Origin of the sequence: Rhizobacter sp. SG703 (assembly GCF_012275445.1) — a bacterium.
In the GTDB taxonomy this organism is placed as follows: domain Bacteria; phylum Pseudomonadota; class Gammaproteobacteria; order Burkholderiales; family Burkholderiaceae_C; genus Rhizobacter.
Window position 1 is genome coordinate 423,383 of sequence record NZ_JAAZQK010000005.1, and the last position, 17,373, is coordinate 440,755.

Below are 17,373 nucleotides of genomic sequence, written 5' to 3' on the forward strand. Positions count from 1 at the left end.
AACGGTGTGCATTCCGTTCGCCCTGAGCTTGTCGAAGGGTTCCCCTGAGCCTGCCGAAGGGCCCCATCCACGGGCCTCACCAAGGACACACGATGACCTTCTCCGAGATGCTGAACATCGGCTTGATGCAGGGCTTCGCCGGCCTGAGCCTGTTCTCGGTGCTGTTGCTGATGGGCCTGGGCCTGGCCATCATCTTCGGGCAGATGGGCGTCATCAACATGGCGCATGGCGAGTTCATGACGATCGGTGCCTACACGATCTACTTCGTGTCGCACCTCGCCGAAAGCTACGCACCGAAGCTGGTGGCGGCGTACTTCCCGGTCGCGATCGTCGCGGCCTTCGGCTTCGCGTTCGCCGCCGGCTGGGCGGTCGAGTGGTTGTTCATCCGCCACCTGTACCGCCGCCCGCTCGACACGCTGCTCGCCACCTGGGGCCTGTCGCTCGGCATGCAGCAGATCTTCCGCTCGGCCTTCGGCGCGAAGGAAGTCAGTCCCACCTTGCCCGACTGGTTGATGGGCTCGTGGGCGCCGTCCGCCGGGCTCGACATCCCGATCAACGGCCTGTTCGTGATGGCGCTGACGCTGGTCGTCACCGGCGGCGTGCTGCTCGCGCTGTACCGCTCGCGCTGGGGGCTGCGGGTGCGTGCCACCGTCGCCAACCGCGTGATGGCGAACGCCACCGGCATCAACACCCGGCAGACCGACCGGCTGACCTTCGCGATCGGCTGCGGCATCGCCGGCGTGGCCGGCGCCGCCTTCACCACGATCGGCTCCACCGGCCCGACCAGCGGCTCGCTCTACATCGTCGACGCCTTCCTGGTGGTCACCTTCGGCGGCGCCGCCAGCCTGCTCGGCACCGTGGTGTCGGCCTTCGGCATCGCGCAGACCCAGTCGATCGCCGAGTTCTTCATCACCGGTTCGATGGCCAAGGTGCTGACGCTGTCGCTGATCGTGCTGATCCTGATGATTCGACCGCAGGGCCTGTTCGCGGCCAAGGTGCGGCGTTGAAGGCCATCCTCATCCACCAGGCATTCCGATGACCCGCATCACGATGAACCGAATCAAGCCGTGGCTGGACCGCAGCGGCATGGGCAGCGTGCTGCTGCTCGCGCTGCTGCTGGCCGTGGTCTTCCCGCTGGCCTTCGACCTGTTCCGCCTCAACCTCGTCGGCAAGTACCTGAGCTATGCCTTCGTCGCGCTCGGCCTGGTGATGCTGTGGGGCTACGGCGGCGTGCTGAGCCTGGGGCAGGGCGTGTTCTTCGGCCTCGGCGGCTACGGCATGGCGATGTTCCTGAAGCTCGAAGCGAGCGACCCCGTCACCACGAAGATCCAGTCGACGCCGGGCATCCCCGACTTCATGGACTGGAACCAGGTCACCGCGCTGCCTTTGTGGTGGGAGCCGTTCCGCCACTTCCCGTTCGCGTTGGTCGCGATCCTGGTGGTGCCGACGCTGCTCGCTTTCGTGATCGGCTTCGCGATGTTCAAGCGGCGCGTCGGCGGCGTGTACTTCGCGATCATCACGCAGGCGGTCGCGCTGATCCTGACGGTGCTGATCATCGGCCAGCAGGGCTACACCGGCGGCGTCAACGGCATGACCGACCTCAAGACGCTGCTCGGCTGGGACACCCGCACCAACGGCGCGAAGTACATCCTGTACTTCCTGACGGTCGCGCTGCTGATCGGTGCCATCGTGCTGTGCAGCTCGATCCAGAAGAGCAAGCTCGGCACGCTGCTGCTCGCGATGCGCGACAAGGAAGACCGCGTGCGCTTCTCCGGCTACGACGTCGCGATGTTCCGGGTGTTCGCGTTCTGCCTGGCGGCGCTTCTCTCGTCGATCGGCGGCGCGCTGTTCACCTTGCAGGTCGGCTTCATGTCGCCGTCGCTGGTGGGCATCGTGCCGAGCATCGAGATGGTGATCTTCGCGGCGGTCGGCGGCCGCATGTCGCTGGTCGGCGCGGTGTATGGCGCGCTGCTCGTCAACTTCGGCAAGACCTATTTCTCCGAGAGCTTCCCCGACCTGTGGCTGTTCCTGATGGCCGCGATGTTCCTCGGCGTGGTGCTTGCGTTCCCCGACGGGCTGGCCGGGTTGTACGCGAACAAGCTGAAGCCGTGGTGGATGCGGCGCCGAAGCAGGCGCAGCGAAGCGACCGATCAGGCAACGGCCGCTTCCCCCGGCCGCCCGGGGGGGCCGGCCGGCACCCCCGCGGGGGGCAGGAGCGAAGCGACGTGGGGGCTGTCATGAGCAACACCGACTTCGTGCTCGCGGTCGAAGACCTGACCGTCTCGTTCGACGGCTTCAAGGCGATCGACGCACTGACCTTGTACGTCGACAAGAACGAACTGCGCGTGATCATCGGCCCGAACGGTGCCGGCAAGACCACGCTGCTCGACCTGATCTGCGGCAAGACGCGCGCGAGCGCCGGCAGCATCAAGTTCAAGAACGCCGAGATGAGCCGGCTGCCGGAGTACCAGATCGTGCGCTCCGGCATCGGCCGCAAGTTCCAGACGCCGTCGATCTACGAGAACCTCAGTGTGTTCCAGAACCTGGAGGTGTCGTTTCCGCGCGGGCGCGGCGTGTTCGGCGCACTGGCCTTCAAGCGTGACGACGAGGTGCGCGACGCGGTGCAGTCGGTGGCCGCCGAGATCGGCCTGGCCGACCAGCTGCAGCTGGAGGCCGGCCTGCTGTCGCACGGCCAGAAGCAGTGGCTCGAGATCGGCATGCTGCTGATGCAGGACCCGGAGCTGCTGATGCTCGACGAACCGATCGCCGGCATGAGCGTGCGCGAGCGCGAGCTGACGGCCGAGTTGCTGAAGCGCATCTGCAAGGGCCGCTCGATGATCGTCATCGAGCACGACATGGAATTCGTCAAGCAGATCGCCCACAAGGTGACGGTGATGCACCAGGGAAAGATCCTCGCCGAAGGATCGATGGAGCAGGTGCAGGCCGACCCCCGCGTGATCGACGTCTACCTCGGTCATTGAGGACACCGCAATGCTCAACGTCAGGAACCTGCACGTCGCCTACGGCCAGAGCGAGGCCCTGCATGGCATCGACTTCCATGCGAACAAGAACGAGACGGTCGCGATCATGGGCCGCAACGGCATGGGCAAGACCACGCTGTTCAAGAGCCTGATGGGTGTGCTGCCGACCCGCTCGGGCAGCATCGAGGTCGACGGCCACGAGCTCACGAAGGACGAGAGCTTCCAGCGCGTTCGCAAGGGCCTGGCCTATGTGCCGCAGGGACGGATGATCTTCCCGGCGCTGACGGTCGAGGAGAACATCCAGACCGGCCTGGAGAACGCCGCGAGCCGGCGCATCCCCGACGAGATCTACGCGCTGTTTCCGGTGCTGTTCGACATGCGCTCGCGCAAGGGCGGCAACCTGTCGGGCGGCCAGCAGCAGCAGCTCGCGATCGCGCGCGCGCTCGTCACCGACCCGAAGGTGCTGCTGCTCGACGAGCCGACCGAAGGCATCCAGCCGTCGATCATCAAGGACATCGCACGTGCGCTGAACGAGATCCGCAAGCGGCGCGAGATCACGATCGTCGTCTCCGAACAGGTGCTGAGCTTCGCGATGGACGTGGCCGACCGGTTGTTCGTCATCGAAGGCGGGCGGCTGGTGCACGAGAGCCCGCGCGCCAGCACCGACGTGCAGCGCATCAGGCAGTTCCTTTCCGTCTGAATTTCCGTCCGCCCCCTCCCACATTCCCAGGAGCATCGCCATGCCCGACACCCTGATCAAGGTCGACCTGAAGCAATCGCCGTACGAGAACGAGCAAGTCCACAACCGCTGGCATCCCGACATCCCGATGGCCTGCTGGGTCAAGCCTGGCGAGGATTTCGTGCTGGAGACCTACGACTGGACCGGCGGCTTCATCCAGAACAACGACAGCGCCGACGACGTGCGCGACATCGACCTGTCGATCGTGCACTTCCTGTCGGGCCCGGTCGGCGTGCATGGCGCCGAGCCGGGCGACCTGCTGGTGGTCGACCTGCTCGACATCGGCGCCAAGGCCGACAGCCTGTGGGGCTTCAACGGCTTCTTCTCGAAGAACAACGGCGGCGGTTTCCTGACCGACCACTTCCCGTTCGCGCAGAAGTCGATCTGGGACATCCAGGGCATGTTCACCCGATCGCGCCACGTGCCGGGCGTCAACTACGCCGGGCTGATCCATCCGGGGCTGATCGGCTGCCTGCCCGACCCGACGCTGCTGGCGAAGTGGAACGAGCGCGAGGTCGGGCTGATCGCGACCGAGCCCGACCGCGTGCCGCCGCTCGCGAACCCGCCGTTTGCCGCGACCGCGCACATGGGCAAGCTGGGCGGCGATGCGAAGGCCAAGGCGGCCGCCGAAGGCGCGCGCACCGTGCCGCCGCGCGAGCATGGCGGCAACTGCGACATCAAGGACCTGTCGCGCGGCTCGAAGATCTACTTCCCGGTCTACGTGAAGGGTGCCGGCCTGTCGGTCGGCGACCTCCATTTCAGCCAGGGCGACGGCGAGATCACTTTCTGCGGCGCGATCGAGATGGCCGGCTGGGTGCACATGAAGGTCGAGGTGATCAAGGGCGGGATGGCGATGTACGGCATCCGGAACCCGATTTTCCGGCCCAGCCCGATCACGCCGAACTACAACGACTACCTGATCTTCGAAGGCATCTCGGTCGACGAGCAGGGCAAGCAGCACTACCTCGACGTCAACGTCGCCTACCGCCAGGCCTGCCTGAACGCGATCGAGTACCTGACGAAGTTCGGCTACAGCAAGGCGCAGGCGTACTCGATCCTGGGCACCGCACCGGTCCAGGGGCACATCAGCGGCGTGGTCGACATCCCGAACTCCTGCGCGACGCTGTGGCTGCCGACGCAGATCTTCGATTTCGACATCCGGCCGAACGCCGGCGGGCCGGTGAAGTACATCCAGGGCGGACCGGACATGCCGATGTCGCCCGACCTCTGAGCCGCAAGCGCCGACCATGCCGACCTACGACTACCGGTGCCCGCAGTGCGGGCCGTTCGATGCGCTGCGGCCCATGGCCGAGCGCGACGTGCCCGCCGATTGCCCGCGTTGCAAGATGCCGTCGGCGCGTGCCTGGGTGGCCGCGCCCCGGCTGGCCGACATGCCGCCCGAGCGGCGGTTCGCGCTGGCGACCAACGAGCGGGCGCAGCACGAGCCGAAGGAATCGGCCCGCTATCGCCATCCGGCGGGGTGTGGGTGTTGCGCCGGGCCGAAGCGCAGCGGCGAGGCGGCGAAGGCGCCGCGGTCATTCGCGGGGAAGCGCCCGTGGATGATCAGTCATTGAGGACGCCACCTGGCTACATCTGCTTGGCCAGCTCCGGGCTGCGGCAGATCTCGTTGTTGTCGACGGTGACCCACTCGCCGCCCTTTTGCAGGCAGACCGTGCGCGCGGTCTGGTGGCGTTCGCGGATGCGGTCGGGGGCGGTGGCGATCCGGAACACCGCGCCGGCGACGGCGACGATGCTGATCAGCGCGAAAGCGGTGCGTGCGAAACGGGTGCCCATGGCGCTCTCCGGTGGAGTGGCAATTGTGGGGCATCGACTGCGGTTTTGCTGGCCCGCTAGCATCCCCACTTTTGCGCATGCGAGACACCCGATGAAGCCTTCCCAGGCAGCCGCCATGTCAGATCGGCCGCGCGATGTCGCCGAACACTGGGCCGAGGACGCCGGCGACGACGACGCCGCCCAGCTCGACATCCCGCCGCACGCGACGCGCGAGCGCCGCTTCGAGATCTTCTGCAGCTTCGAGGTCGCCAACCCGCTGGGCGGCGACGATGCGGCCCATGCGCTGCGGGTGCTGGTCGACGGCGCCCAGGCCTGGACGCGCCGCGTCGCGACGCACGCCGGCAGCGATTCGCTGGACGTGCGGCTGCGCAGGGTCGTGCCGGTCGGCGAGCCGCTGCGGGTGACGGCCCGCACCGAGGTGCACGGCGTGCGGCGGGTCCGCCTGAAGATCACCGCCGACGAGGAACTCGACGGCTGACCGCGGCGGGTCGGCGGTTCAGTGCAGCCGGAACGACGACATGCCGAACAGCCCGACCAGGCCGATCACGATCAGGTAGATCGCGACGATGAAGTTCAGCAGCTTCGGCATGACCAGCACCAGGATGCCGGCGATCAGCGAAATCAGGGGGGTGAGGCTCAGGTGGATGTTCAAGGTGGGGGTTCCGGTGGGGGTGGACGGGGTGGCTGACGGCGGACCGCGGGCAGGTCCCTAGAATGTCGGCCCGCGCATCGAAGACGATGGCGCACCGATTCTCCCTGGAGCCTGCTGTGGACCTGAAACTGCCGATTGTCATCTTCGACGAGCTCACCGAGTCCGTCATCCGTTCCACCGGCATGCTCGACCTGGCCAGCGGCGAGATCCGCAACGTGCAGTACGAGGACTACGACGTGAAGGCCGAGGGCATGCCGGTCGAGGACGAAACCTACGAGTTCACCTCCGGGCTGCTGACCAACGGCAAGCGGGACGTCGAGTTCCGCATCGAGGTGGACATCATGTCGGGCGCGTACTCGGTGACGCCGAGCGAATTGCTCGAGTTGAAAGGCCGCGCTGCCAAGCTGTTCTCCACGAAATGACAGCCCCCCGTCCGGCGGGTACGCCGGCCACTCCCCCGAGGGGAGCGCGGGCCGGCCTGGGAGCGGCCCGGCGCTCGGCCCGCTAGGCACGTCCGACATCACCGGCTACCCTTGGCGTCTTCCAGAACGCGGAGCAGCCCATGCCGACGACGCCCGACGCCAGGATCCTGATCGCCCAGGGCGGAGGCCCGACCGCCGTGATCAACCAGTCGCTGGTCGGCGCGGTGCTCGCGGCGCAGCGCTTTCCGGAGGTGAGCGCGGTCTACGGCGCGCGCCACGGCGTGCGCGGCATCGTCGACGAGGACTTCGTCGACCTCGCGCGCGAGACGCCGCAGCAGCTCGAGGCCGTCGCCGCGACGCCCGCGTCGGCGCTCGGCAGCACCCGCGACAAGCCCGACCGCGCCTACTGCCGCGCGATCCTGAAGGTGCTGCAGGCGCACGGCATCAGCCATTTCCTGTACATCGGCGGCAACGATTCGTCGGACACCGTGCGCATCGTCAGCGACGAGGCCCGCGAGGCCGGCCACCCGCTGCGCTGCATCCACGTGCCGAAGACCATCGACAACGACCTGGTGGGCAACGACCACACGCCGGGATATGCATCGGCGGCGCGCTTCGTCGCGCAGGCCTTTGCCGGCGCCAACCTCGACAACGCCGCGCTGCCGGGCGTCTACCTCGGTGTCGTGATGGGCCGGCACGCCGGTTTCCTGACGGCGGCGGCGGCGCTCGGTGCGCGCTACCCGGACGACGGCCCGCACTTGGTCTACCTGCCCGAGCGCGTGTTCGACCGCGAGCGCTTCCTGGCCGACGTGCGCGCGACGCACCAGCGCGTCGGGCGCTGCGTGATCGCGGTCTCCGAAGGCATCCACGACGCGTCGGGCGAGCCGATCGCGGCGCAACTCGCGAGCGGCGGGCCGGAGCGCGATGCGCACGGCAACGTGCAGCTGTCGGGCACCGGCGCGCTGGCCGACCTGCTGTGCGACCTGATCAAGGACCAGCTGAAGATCAAGCGCGTGCGCGGCGACACCTTCGGCTACCTGCAGCGTTCGTTCCTCGGCTGCGTGTCGGATGTCGACCAGCGCGAGGCGCGCGAGGTCGGCGAGACCGCATTGCAGTTCGCGTTGCGCGGCGACCGCGACGGTTCGGTCGCGATCCAGCGCTGTGGCGACTATGCGGTGCGCTACGAGCTGCTGCCGCTGGACGCGGTGGCCGGCAAGACGCGGGTGATGGACGACGTGTTCATCGCCGAGGAAGGCCATGCCGTCACCGACGCGTTCCGCAGCTACCTGCGGCCGCTGCTCGGCAGCGACATGCCGCAGGCGCACCGGCTGCGCGGCCACCCGGTGCCGAAGAAGCTGGGCTGAAGCAGGCACGGGCTGCGGGTCGGGCATTTCCTACCGCGACGCCCGGCTCCCGCTGATGGGCCGCGGGGTCGCAAAAGGGTCTGATGGGCTCACTCCATCCACCGGAAAGGGATTCACCATGACCCACAAGATGCTATTGCTCTCTGCGCTGCTGGCCGGCGCCTTCGGCTCGCAGACCGTGCTGGCCCAGACCACCACCGACGACCCGTCCGCGCCGAAGACGCGCGAGCAGGTCAAGGCCGAAACCCGGGAGGCCGCGGCGACCGGCAAGAAGGTGCCGGTCGGCGAGCAGCACAACAACAAGCGCAAGCCGATCACGTCGGAAACGACGCGCGAGCAGGTCAAGGCGGACACCAAGGCTGCAAAGGCCATGGGCGAGATGAAGACGTCGGAAGGCGACCTGAACAAGATGCCGCCGCCGGCTGCCGGATCGCCGCCGCCGGCCGACCGGGCCGATGTGAAGGCCGAAACGAAGCGCGCGATGAAGAACGGCGAGATCGAGCGCAGCGAAGAGTCCGGCAAATCGAAGCCGTAGACCCCCAGTCGCTTCGCTCCTGCCCCCAAGGGGCGCCGCCCTGCGGCCCGGCAAAGCCGGCTCCGCGGGGCGTTGCTTGATCAGGGAGCGGATGCGCCTGCAACGGCGGGCTTTGCGGGCGCACTCCAGGTCGCACGCACCACCTCGCCCTGCAGCAGGCTGAGCGTGCGGTTCTCGACGCGGTAGCCGTCGACCTCGCCGAGCATCTTCAGCACCGCCTGCTCTTGCAGCATCGCCGATTCGGCACAGGCCATGCGCGTGGTGCCGAGCGGCGACAGCGTCAGCAGCGTGCCGCGCTGAACGAAGCGGCCCATCAGCCGGTTGCAGCCGGTGTGGCCGCTCAGGCGCTGCGATGCGGCGTCGAGCTTCAATTGCACCGGCGTGCCGCCCGCGACCTGCGCCTGCGCCACGCCGCCCAGGGTCTGCAGCGTCCAACGCGTGCCGGCGAGCGTCGCGTTCAGGTCGGGCAGCTTGTCGGCCGCAGCGGCGACGGTGACGACGCTGCACAGCACGGTGCCGCACAGCGCGCGGCGAAACAGGAAGGGGGTCATCGGGCGAGCATACGGAGCGGGGACTGCGCTGTCCATCGCCGCAAGCCCCGTGGATCGCCCGAACAGCAGCGCTGCGGTCTCGCTGTTCCGTCATTCGCGTGCCCGGGCCAGCGACTACCATCGCGCGACCACGAGGAGGCTCCGATGCAAGACTGGCTGCTCCGGCTGAACCGGTATTTCCCGATCCGCTACAGCGCCTGGCTGGTGTGCGCGGTCGGCCTGCTGCTCAGCGCGTTCACGCTGGTGGCCTTCCATGTCGGGCTGGCCTTCGTGCTGCTGTTCGCGTTGCTGCTCGCAGTGGGGGCGCGCGACGTGATGCAGACCCGCCATTCGGTACTGCGCAACTACCCGGTGATCGGGCACCTGCGCTTCCTGCTGGAGTTCATCCGCCCCGAGATGCGCCAGTACTTCATCGAGGGCGACAACGAGGCCGCGCCGTTCTCGCGCCAGCAGCGCTCGCTGGTCTACCAGCGCGCGAAGAACGACCCCGACAAGCGCCCCTTCGGCACGCAGATGGACGTCGGCGCGCTCGGCTACGAATGGATCAACCATTCGCTGGTGCCGACCGAGCTGCCGACGCACGACTTCCGCGTGATGATCGGCGCCGGCCGCGCGCAGCCCTATTTGGCCAGCGTCTTCAACATCTCGGCGATGAGCTTCGGTGCGCTGTCGGCCAATGCCATCCTCGCGCTGAACGCCGGCGCGAAGCGCGGCGGCTTCGCGCACGACACCGGCGAAGGCAGCATCAGCCGGCACCACCGCGAGAACGGCGGCGACCTGATCTGGGAGATCGGCTCCGGCTACTTCGGCTGCCGCAACGACGACGGCAGCTTCAACGAACAGCGCTTCGCCGACAACGCGACCCAGCCGCAGGTGCGGATGATCGAGCTGAAGCTGAGCCAGGGCGCGAAGCCCGGCCATGGCGGCGTGCTGCCGGGACCGAAGGTCACGCCCGAGATCGCCGAGGCGCGCGGTGTCGCGGCCTGGGTCGACTGCATCTCGCCGGCCCGCCACAGCGCGTTCGACACGCCGGTCGAGATGATGCATTTCATCGAGCGGCTGCGCACGCTGTCGGGCGGCAAGCCGACCGGCTTCAAGCTGTGCATCGGCCACCCGTGGGAGTGGTTCGCGATCGCGAAGGCGATGCTCGCCACCGGCATCTCGCCCGACTTCATCGTCGTCGACGGGGCCGAGGGCGGCACCGGCGCCGCGCCGCTGGAGTTCACCGACCACGTCGGCGCGCCGCTGCAGGAAGGCCTGCTGCTGGTGCACAACACGCTGGTCGGGCTGAACCTGCGCGACCAGGTGAAGCTCGGCTGCGCCGGCAAGGTGGTCAGCGCGTTCGACATCGCGCGGATGATGGCGCTCGGTGCCGACTGGTGCAACGCGGCGCGCGGCTTCATGTTCGCGCTCGGTTGCATCCAGGCGCAGGCCTGCCACACCGGCAACTGCCCGACCGGCGTCAGCACGCAGGACCCGCAGCGCCAGCGCGCGCTGGTGGTGCCTGGCAAGTCCGAGCGCGTCTTCCACTACCACCAGAACACGCTGCGCGCGCTGAAGGAGCTGGTGCAGGCCGCGGGGCTGGCGCACCCGGGCGGCATCACCGCGTCGCACATCGTGCGGCGCTCCGCCGACCACGAGGTGAAGCTGCTCGCGAACCTGCTGCCCTTCCTGAAGCCGGGTTCGCTGCTCGACGGCAGCGAGCCGGCGCACAACGTCTTCCGGCTGTACTGGCCGGCGGCGCAGGCCCACAGTTTTGCGATGACCCCTTAGTCAGGGGGGGTGGTGCCCCGGGGTCGTGGGGATGCACCGGCGGGTGGCGCGCCGAAGAATGAGCGATCTTCGTGCCCGACCGTTTTCCATGCCGTCCCTCGTCTTACTGCAGCGCGACCACGAGGCCAGCCCTCGCCTGGCGGCGCTGATCGCTGCCACCCCGGGCTTCCAGGTGGTCGGCACGGTTCACACGGTCGACGAGGCGCGCCCGCTGATCGCGCGCACCGACCCCGACATCCTGGTGACCGACCTGCGGGTGCAGGACGGCCCGGTCGACGGCCTGCTCGGCGACCTGCGCCAGGGCGGCCGCGCGACGCGGCCGCAGGTGCTGGTGACGCTGATGTCGCACGACGACACGGTGCTGCTGCAGGCCTTGCGGGCCGGTGCCGACGGCTACTGGGTGCACGCCAATTCGCACGAAGCGCTGATCAGCGGGCTGCAGGAGGTGGTGCGCGGCGAATCGCCGATGACGCCGACGATCGCCCGCCAGGTGCTGTCGCACTTCGAGGCCCCGCCGCGGACCCTGCTGGCCGACACGATGACCGAGGCGCTGAACCCGCTGGTGCTGACCGGCATGGAGCGGCAGATCCTGCAGTGGCTGGCGCAGGGCTACCTGATCGACGAGATTGCGCAGCAGTGGCATGCCAGCGTGCACACGGTGGCGTGCGGGATCCGGCGGGTTTATCAGAAGCTGCAGTTCGATCTGCGGGCCAATGGGTTGGCGCTGGAATCGGCTTGAGGGGGGGCTTCTCGCTGTGTGAGGCTGCTGCCGGGTCTCGCCCCGGCGGGCGAGTCACTTTCATTTGTCTTGCCAAATGAAAGTAACCAAAGCAAAGGCGCTTGAACCCGAACACCATACGGCTCGTTCTGGCTCGCTGCGGACAACACTGCCACGCCGCTGCACTTCCGCCTTGGTTGGGATTGTTGCCCTTCCTTTTTCGTCACACGCCCCGCTTCGGGTTGCCGTAGCCCGAATGCCGATCCAGCCTCCAGGCGATGCGCAGCGAGCTGCTTGGGAAGAACGGACAACAATCCCGACCAAGGTGGGGTTCCGGCGGCGCGGCAGTGTTGTCCGCAGCGAGCCAGAACGAGCCGTATGGTGTGTGTTGAGGCGCTTTGCTTTGGTTACTTTCATTTGAGCCAGCAAATGAAAGTGACTCGCCCGCCGGGGCGAGACCCGGCAGCAGCCTCACACAGTGAACCGCCCCCTCACCCCTTCGGCGGCGCCGTATCAATGAAACTCTGCCGAAGCGCGAGCTTCTCGTAGAGCTTCGACAAGTTCGGATAGCTCCCCCGCCAGTCGATGTGCGCGAAGCGGAAATCGAGGTACCCGAGCGCACAGCCGGTGGCGATGTCGGCCAGCGTGAAGTGGGTGCCCGAGCACCAGGGCTTGTCGCCCAGGCCCTGGCTCATCGCGGCCAGGCAGGCGTGCACCTTGTCCATCTGCCGGCTGACCCAGGCCGCGCTGCGCTGGCCCTCGCTGCGGCCGGCCCAGGTCTGCTCGAGCCGGGCCAGGATCGCGGCATCCTGCAGGCCGTCGCCCAGCGCTTCCCAGGTGCGCACCTCGGTGCGCTCGCGGCCGGTCTCGGGGATCAGCTTGCCCACCGGCGAGCGGGTGTCGATGTACTCGACGATCACGCGCGAGTCGAACACCGCCTCGCCGCCTTCCATCACCAGCACCGGCACCTTGCCGAGCGGGTTCGACTTCATGATCGCGTCGCGCGTCCACACGTCTTCCAGTTCGAACTGGTAGTCGAGCTTCTTTTCCGCCATCACGATGCGCACCTTGCGCACGTAGGGGCTTGCGAGCGAGCCGATGAGTTTCATGTGTGGGTGTCCCTGGAGTGAAAACGATTCTAGCGAAGGGTGCGCTCCCCCATGGCCTCGAACAGGGGAGTATGGCGGCGCCCTCTCGCGGGGAACAACGCGGTGGTACATTTTTCGCAGAGGGAGAACGCCGGCCATTCCAGGGCACGACGCAACACTGCATGACACTGCCGCAAGAGGGATTCATCGCGTCCGACGGCGACCAGCCGGCGCAGATCGCCAGCATCGACAGCGCCGGCCTGAACGGCGTCGTCTCGACGCTCGACACCACGCTGCCGCCATCGGCCACCCCGTCGAGTTTCGACAGCACGCTCACCGAGCGCCTGCCGATCCGCTTCACCGGCTCGGGCAGCGAGTATTTCCGCATCTGGATCGTCAACCTGCTGCTGACGCTGGTCACCCTCGGGCTCTACTTCCCGTGGGCCAAGGTCCGGCGGCTGCGCTACTTCCACGGCAACACGCTGGTGGCCGGCCACCCGCTGGGCTTCCACGGCGACCCGAAAAAAATGCTGCGCGGCTACCTGCTCGTGGCGCTGCTCGGCGTGCTGTACACCGCGGCCGGCAGCTTCTCTCCGGCGGCCGGGTTGCTGGCCTTCGTGATCGTCGCGCTGCTGTGGCCGGCCTTGTTCAAGTCCTCGCTGCAGTTCCGGATGGCCAACACCAGCTGGCGCGGACTGCGGTTCCGCTTCAAGGGCAGCACCGGCGGGGCCTACCGCGCGCTGCTGCCGCTGTTCGCGCCGAGCGCGGTGCTGGCCGCCGTGCTCGCCGCGGTGCCCGACCAAGCCCACCCGCCCGGCTGGTTCGGCGCGGCCTTCGGCGGCGTGATGGGGCTGACGCTGCTGTCGCTGCCGCTGCTGCTGTGGAACCTGAAGAAGTACCAGCACGACCACTATGCGTTCGCCCAGCTGCAGACCGAGCTGCGTGCCGGCCCCGGGTCGTTCTACGGGCTGTGCCTGAAGGGCCTGGGCGTGTGGCTGCTGTCCGGCCTCGCCGTCGGCCTGCTGATGGCCGGCGGGTTCGCGCTGCTCGGCGACGGCCTGGGCGACTGGCTGCGCCACAGGGGCGCCGGACCCGGCCGGCGGGGCGGCATCGCGGCCGTGATCCTCGTCGTCGTGCTGTTCTTCGCGGTGTCGCTGCTGATGCAGGTCTTCGCCCGCCCGTACTTCACATCGCGCTTCCAGAACCTGCTGTGGTCGCGAACCGGCAACCGGCAGCTGCGCTTCAAGAGCGATCTGCGCTTCTGGCCGCTGCTGCGCACGACGCTGCAGAACTGGCTGCTGATGATCGTGACGCTCGGGCTGTACTGGCCGTTCGCGCGCGTCGCGCTGACGCGGCTGCGGCTCGAGTCGGTCGGCATCGTCAGCCGCACCCACCTCGACGCACTGGTGGCGCAGGCCGGCCTCGAAGGCGATGCCGCCGGCGACGCGGCCGGTGACTTCTTCGGCATCGACGTCGGGCTGTGAGCGCACCGGCCGGTCCTGCCCTCGCGGTCGATTTCTTCGACGGCCGCAGCGCGCGCAGCCACCGCGTGCGCATCCACGTCAGCGGCGAGCGGCTGCTGATCTCCGGCGACGGCATCGCGCGCAGCGTGCCGCTGGCCGACGTGCAATGGCCGGAGCGCACCCGCCACGGCGCGCGCGTCGCGCACCTGAAGGACGGCGGCGCGCTGCACTGCACCGAGGCCACGGCGTGGGACGCCTGGGCACGCGACAGCGGCCGCGGCGAGACGCTGGTGGTGCGGGCACAGCAGAGCTGGCGCTGGGTCGGCGGCATCGTCGTCGCGCTGGTGCTGGTGCTGGCCGCCGGCTACCTGTGGGGGTTGCCGTGGGCGTCGCGTGCCGTCGTCGCGGTGCTGCCGGCCTCGGTCGACCGCGAGATCGGCAACGCCGCGTTGAAATCGGTCGACGGCGACCTGGTGCAGCCGAGCGCGCTGCCGCCGGCGCAGCAGGCGCAACTGCGCGCCGCGTTCGAGCGCGCGGTGGCGCAAACCTGGCCGCAAAGCGCGCCGCCGCACGAGCTGCTGTTCCGCCGCGGCAAGGACAAGTCGCTGGGCCCGAACGCGTTCGCGCTGCCCGGCGGCACGATGGTGCTGACCGACGAGCTGGTCGCGCTGGTCGACGGCGACGAGTCGGTGATTCTCGGCGTGCTCGGCCATGAGCTCGGCCATGTGCGGCACCGCCACGGGCTGCGCATGCTGGTGCAGGCGACTGCGCTGGGGGTCGTGACGAGCGTCGTGCTCGGCGATTTCAGCAACCTGCTGGCCGGCGTGCCGCTGGTGCTGGGGCAGGCCGGCTATGCGCGCGATGCCGAGCGCGAGGCCGATGCCGACAGCGTGCGGCTGATGAAGGCGGCCGGCATCTCGCCCGACGCGATGGTGCGCTTCTTCGAGAAGATCGCCGAAGAGCGCCGAAAGCGCTCCGGCGGCGGCGAGCCGGGCTGGCTCGGCATCGCGATCGCGTCGCACCCGGCCGACGACGACCGGATCCGCTACTTCAAGCAAGCCGCAAGCCAATAGCTGGCGGGCCGAGCGCCGGGTCGCCCCAGCCGGGGGAGCGGTTGCCGTACCCGGCGGCCGAGGCGTTGTCATCTCTCTAACGCTGCAGCGTCCAGTCGACGCTGTCCGGCCGGCCCGGCAGCGCCAGCCGCGCGGTCGCGGCCGGCGTCTGCGCAACGACCTGCCCGCCGCGCACCACCGCGAGCCGCGTCGCGCGCAGCCGGATCGCCTCGACCGGGTCGCGCGCCTGCAGCAGCACGAAGTCGGCGCGTGAACCGACCGCCAGGCCGTAGCCGTCCAGCCCGAGGATCTTCGCGCTGTTGACGGTGACCGCGTCGAAGCAGGCGCGCATCTGCGCTTGCGACGTCATTTGCGCGACGTGCAGGCCCATCTGCGCGACCTCCAGCATGTCGGCGCTGCCCGACGAATACCACGGGTCCATCACGCAGTCGTGGCCGAAGCCGACGTTGACGCCGGCGGTCATCAGCTCGGGCACCCGCGTCATGCCGCGGCGCTTCGGGTAGCTGTCGTGTCGGCCCTGCAGCGTGATGTTGATCAGCGGGTTCGCGACCGCATGCACCTGCGCCTCGGCGATCAGCGGCAGCAGCTTGCTGACGTAGTAGTTGTCCATCGAATGCATCGAGGTCAGGTGCGAGCCGGTGACGCGGCCGTGCAGCCCGAGCCGCTGCGTGTGGAACGCCAGTGTCTCGATGTGGCGCGACAGCGGGTCGTCGCTTTCGTCGCAGTGCATGTCGACGCGCAGCCCGCGTTCGGCGGCCAGCTCGCACAGCAGGCGCACGCTCTCGGCGCCGTCGGCCATCGTGCGCTCGAAGTGCGGGATGCCGCCGACCACGTCGACGCCGCGGTCGAGTGCGCGCTTCAGGTTGGCCAGCGCGGTCGGCGAGCGCAGCACGCCGTCCTGCGGGAACGCGACCAGCTGCAGGTCGAGCCACGGCTTCACGCGTTGCTTGACGTCCAGCAGCGCATCGACCGCCAGCAGCCGGTCGTCGCAGACGTCCACATGCGAGCGCACCGAGAGCAGCCCCTTGGCCACCGCCCAGTCGCAGTACTGCAGCGCGCGCTCGACCAGCGCGTCCTGCGTCAGCAGCGGCTTCAGCTCGCCCCACAGCGCGATGCCTTCGAGCAGCGTGCCGCTCTGGTTGACGCGCGGCAGGCCGTGGCTGAGCGTCGCGTCCATGTGGAAGTGGGCGTCGACGAAGGGCGGCGACAGCAGCCAGCCCTGGCCGTCGACGAGCGTCGCGCCGTCGGGCAGCGGCAGGTTCGGCGCGATGGCCTCGATGCGGCCGTCGCGCGCGAGCACGTCGTGACCGCGGCGCCCGTCGGGCAGCGTGACGTTGCGGACCAACAGCGGCACCAACAGCGGCGAGATCGGCATCGGGTTCTCCTGTGACATGACCTCGGAGGTCATCGACCGTGTGCGACCGGGCCGCGACGATGCAGCCATGTCCTCACACCCACCCCGAAGGAGCATTCATGAATGATGCCAGCACCCTCAACCTCGTCCCGCTGGCCGTCGGCCACATGATCGGCCTCGGCGCGATCGGCTCGTGCCTGGGCGTCGGCGTGATGGCCAGCAAGTACCTCGAAGCCTCGGCGCGCCAGCCGGAGCTGATGGAGCCGCTGCAGCAGAAGGTGTTCCTGCTGGTCGGCGTGCTCGACGGCGCGTTCATCATCGCGACCGGCATCGGGCTGTGGTTCGCGACCGCCAACCCGTTCAAGGGTTGACGAAGGCTCAGCCCGCCGGCGGCTCGTAGCGCGCCGGCATCGCGAGGCCGGGGCGTTCGTCATCCCAGGCCATCGCGCTGATGCGCCAGCCGGCCGGGGTCGAGACGAACTGCGTCGAGATCACGCCGCGCGCCGCGAAGGGCCGGCCGTTCAGCATGCCGGTCTTCGCGTAGGTGCTCATCCGGTGGGCCACCTGGCCGAACACCTCGGTGATCTCGGCCAGCTCGGTCTCGCGGAAGGCGGTCAGCTCGCCGGCGTCGACAGAGCGCTGGCGCGGCGCGATGAACTGCGCGACGGTGGTGACCTCGGGCGCCGGGCCGAGGTTGCGGATCAGCAGGCCGCCGTCGATGAACAGCGCATGGAGACGCTCGTAGGGAGGATGGCCACCCGGCTCGAACGACACCGCGTCGAAGAAGGCCTGGGTCAGCGCGGCCAGCGCGTCGCGCGTGGCGGAGTCGGTGGGTGTCGTCATGCGGCGGATTGTCCGCGCGCTGT

Annotated in this window: 21 protein-coding genes; 15 read left to right on the plus strand and 6 right to left on the minus strand. The window is 68.8% G+C overall.

Annotated features, from left to right (window positions below; genetic code table 11):
* Nucleotides 1–92: 92 nt before the first annotated feature.
* The 6 genes from urtB to FHT26_RS12620 are packed head-to-tail and all read left to right on the plus strand — an operon-like array spanning nucleotide 93 to nucleotide 5,294.
* Nucleotides 93–1,007, plus strand: coding sequence for an urea ABC transporter permease subunit UrtB (gene urtB, locus FHT26_RS12595; protein ID WP_168560460.1), 915 nt, complete (start codon nucleotides 93–95; stop codon nucleotides 1,005–1,007).
* Nucleotides 1,008–1,050: 43 nt separating this feature from the next.
* On the plus strand, nucleotides 1,051–2,241 hold the full coding sequence (gene urtC / locus FHT26_RS12600; protein ID WP_168560587.1) for an urea ABC transporter permease subunit UrtC: 1,191 nt from the start codon (nucleotides 1,051–1,053) through the stop codon (nucleotides 2,239–2,241).
* Nucleotides 2,238–2,981, plus strand: coding sequence for an urea ABC transporter ATP-binding protein UrtD (urtD, locus tag FHT26_RS12605; RefSeq protein ID WP_168560461.1), 744 nt, complete (start codon nucleotides 2,238–2,240; stop codon nucleotides 2,979–2,981). Before urtC ends, urtD begins: the two co-directional genes overlap by 4 nt.
* A gap of 10 nt (nucleotides 2,982–2,991) precedes the next feature.
* Nucleotides 2,992–3,681 (plus strand): urea ABC transporter ATP-binding subunit UrtE, encoded by a 690-nt coding sequence (gene urtE / locus FHT26_RS12610; protein ID WP_168560462.1) that lies wholly within the window; start codon nucleotides 2,992–2,994, stop codon nucleotides 3,679–3,681.
* Nucleotides 3,682–3,721: 40 nt separating this feature from the next.
* Nucleotides 3,722–4,951 carry a formamidase gene (fmdA, locus tag FHT26_RS12615; RefSeq protein ID WP_168560463.1) on the plus strand — a complete coding sequence of 410 codons (1,230 nt, stop codon included), beginning with the start codon at nucleotides 3,722–3,724 and terminating at the stop codon, nucleotides 4,949–4,951.
* A gap of 16 nt (nucleotides 4,952–4,967) precedes the next feature.
* Nucleotides 4,968–5,294 carry an FmdB family zinc ribbon protein gene (locus tag FHT26_RS12620; RefSeq protein ID WP_168560464.1) on the plus strand — a complete coding sequence of 109 codons (327 nt, stop codon included), beginning with the start codon at nucleotides 4,968–4,970 and terminating at the stop codon, nucleotides 5,292–5,294.
* 13 nt (nucleotides 5,295–5,307) lie between these two features.
* Here FHT26_RS12620 and FHT26_RS12625 read toward each other — a convergent pair whose 3' ends face one another.
* Nucleotides 5,308–5,514, minus strand: coding sequence for a hypothetical protein (locus FHT26_RS12625; protein ID WP_168560465.1), 207 nt, complete (start codon nucleotides 5,512–5,514; stop codon nucleotides 5,308–5,310).
* A 115-nt stretch (nucleotides 5,515–5,629) separates the two neighbouring features.
* On the opposite strand from FHT26_RS12625, the gene FHT26_RS12630 reads away from it, so the two are divergent.
* The gene (locus FHT26_RS12630) at nucleotides 5,630–5,992 is read left to right on the plus strand and encodes a hypothetical protein (protein ID WP_168560466.1); all 363 of its coding nucleotides are present in this window, start codon (nucleotides 5,630–5,632) and stop codon (nucleotides 5,990–5,992) included.
* Between the two features lie 18 nt (nucleotides 5,993–6,010).
* Here the strand turns inward: FHT26_RS12630 and FHT26_RS12635 are convergent, their stop codons facing one another.
* The gene (locus tag FHT26_RS12635) at nucleotides 6,011–6,166 is read right to left on the minus strand and encodes a DUF3096 domain-containing protein (protein ID WP_082541910.1); all 156 of its coding nucleotides are present in this window, start codon (nucleotides 6,164–6,166) and stop codon (nucleotides 6,011–6,013) included.
* Nucleotides 6,167–6,282: 116 nt separating this feature from the next.
* On the opposite strand from FHT26_RS12635, the gene FHT26_RS12640 reads away from it, so the two are divergent.
* The 3 genes from FHT26_RS12640 to FHT26_RS12650 all read left to right on the plus strand — a co-directional run bounded on the left by FHT26_RS12640 (nucleotide 6,283) and on the right by FHT26_RS12650 (nucleotide 8,487).
* Nucleotides 6,283–6,588 (plus strand): hypothetical protein, encoded by a 306-nt coding sequence (locus FHT26_RS12640; protein WP_168560467.1) that lies wholly within the window; start codon nucleotides 6,283–6,285, stop codon nucleotides 6,586–6,588.
* A gap of 140 nt (nucleotides 6,589–6,728) precedes the next feature.
* A complete protein-coding gene (locus tag FHT26_RS12645) occupies nucleotides 6,729–7,952 on the plus strand; it encodes a 6-phosphofructokinase (RefSeq protein WP_168560468.1) in 1,224 nt (407 codons plus the stop codon).
* 55 nt (nucleotides 7,953–8,007) lie between these two features.
* Nucleotides 8,008–8,487, plus strand: coding sequence for a DUF4148 domain-containing protein (locus tag FHT26_RS12650; protein ID WP_168560469.1), 480 nt, complete (start codon nucleotides 8,008–8,010; stop codon nucleotides 8,485–8,487).
* Nucleotides 8,488–8,567: 80 nt separating this feature from the next.
* Here the strand turns inward: FHT26_RS12650 and FHT26_RS12655 are convergent, their stop codons facing one another.
* Nucleotides 8,568–9,038 carry an META domain-containing protein gene (locus FHT26_RS12655; RefSeq protein ID WP_168560470.1) on the minus strand — a complete coding sequence of 157 codons (471 nt, stop codon included), beginning with the start codon at nucleotides 9,036–9,038 and terminating at the stop codon, nucleotides 8,568–8,570.
* A 144-nt stretch (nucleotides 9,039–9,182) separates the two neighbouring features.
* On the opposite strand from FHT26_RS12655, the gene FHT26_RS12660 reads away from it, so the two are divergent.
* Both FHT26_RS12660 and FHT26_RS12665 read left to right on the plus strand, forming a co-directional pair.
* Entirely contained in the window at nucleotides 9,183–10,811 is a 1,629-nt protein-coding gene (locus FHT26_RS12660; protein WP_168560471.1) for an FMN-binding glutamate synthase family protein, read from the plus strand.
* An 88-nt stretch (nucleotides 10,812–10,899) separates the two neighbouring features.
* Nucleotides 10,900–11,550, plus strand: coding sequence for a LuxR C-terminal-related transcriptional regulator (locus FHT26_RS12665; RefSeq protein ID WP_168560472.1), 651 nt, complete (start codon nucleotides 10,900–10,902; stop codon nucleotides 11,548–11,550).
* Nucleotides 11,551–12,020: 470 nt separating this feature from the next.
* Here FHT26_RS12665 and FHT26_RS12670 read toward each other — a convergent pair whose 3' ends face one another.
* The gene (locus FHT26_RS12670; RefSeq protein WP_168560473.1) at nucleotides 12,021–12,638 is read right to left on the minus strand and encodes a glutathione S-transferase N-terminal domain-containing protein; all 618 of its coding nucleotides are present in this window, start codon (nucleotides 12,636–12,638) and stop codon (nucleotides 12,021–12,023) included.
* Nucleotides 12,639–12,799: 161 nt separating this feature from the next.
* Here FHT26_RS12670 and FHT26_RS12675 point away from each other — a divergent pair, with 161 nt between their 5' ends.
* Both FHT26_RS12675 and FHT26_RS30495 read left to right on the plus strand, forming a co-directional pair.
* The gene (locus FHT26_RS12675; RefSeq protein ID WP_168560474.1) at nucleotides 12,800–14,101 is read left to right on the plus strand and encodes a YjgN family protein; all 1,302 of its coding nucleotides are present in this window, start codon (nucleotides 12,800–12,802) and stop codon (nucleotides 14,099–14,101) included.
* The gene (locus FHT26_RS30495; protein WP_168560475.1) at nucleotides 14,098–15,153 is read left to right on the plus strand and encodes a DUF7092 domain-containing protein; all 1,056 of its coding nucleotides are present in this window, start codon (nucleotides 14,098–14,100) and stop codon (nucleotides 15,151–15,153) included. The genes FHT26_RS12675 and FHT26_RS30495 overlap by 4 nt, the downstream gene beginning before the upstream one ends.
* Nucleotides 15,154–15,229: 76 nt before the next feature.
* Here the strand turns inward: FHT26_RS30495 and FHT26_RS12685 are convergent, their stop codons facing one another.
* On the minus strand, nucleotides 15,230–16,528 hold the full coding sequence (locus FHT26_RS12685; RefSeq protein ID WP_490362784.1) for an amidohydrolase family protein: 1,299 nt from the start codon (nucleotides 16,526–16,528) through the stop codon (nucleotides 15,230–15,232).
* Nucleotides 16,529–16,626: 98 nt separating this feature from the next.
* Between FHT26_RS12685 and atpE the strand changes: the two genes are divergently transcribed.
* The gene (gene atpE, locus FHT26_RS12690) at nucleotides 16,627–16,878 is read left to right on the plus strand and encodes a F0F1 ATP synthase subunit C (RefSeq protein WP_056813613.1); all 252 of its coding nucleotides are present in this window, start codon (nucleotides 16,627–16,629) and stop codon (nucleotides 16,876–16,878) included.
* A 7-nt stretch (nucleotides 16,879–16,885) separates the two neighbouring features.
* Here atpE and FHT26_RS12695 read toward each other — a convergent pair whose 3' ends face one another.
* Nucleotides 16,886–17,350 carry a hypothetical protein gene (locus tag FHT26_RS12695; protein ID WP_168560476.1) on the minus strand — a complete coding sequence of 155 codons (465 nt, stop codon included), beginning with the start codon at nucleotides 17,348–17,350 and terminating at the stop codon, nucleotides 16,886–16,888.
* Nucleotides 17,351–17,373: the final 23 nt, after the last annotated feature.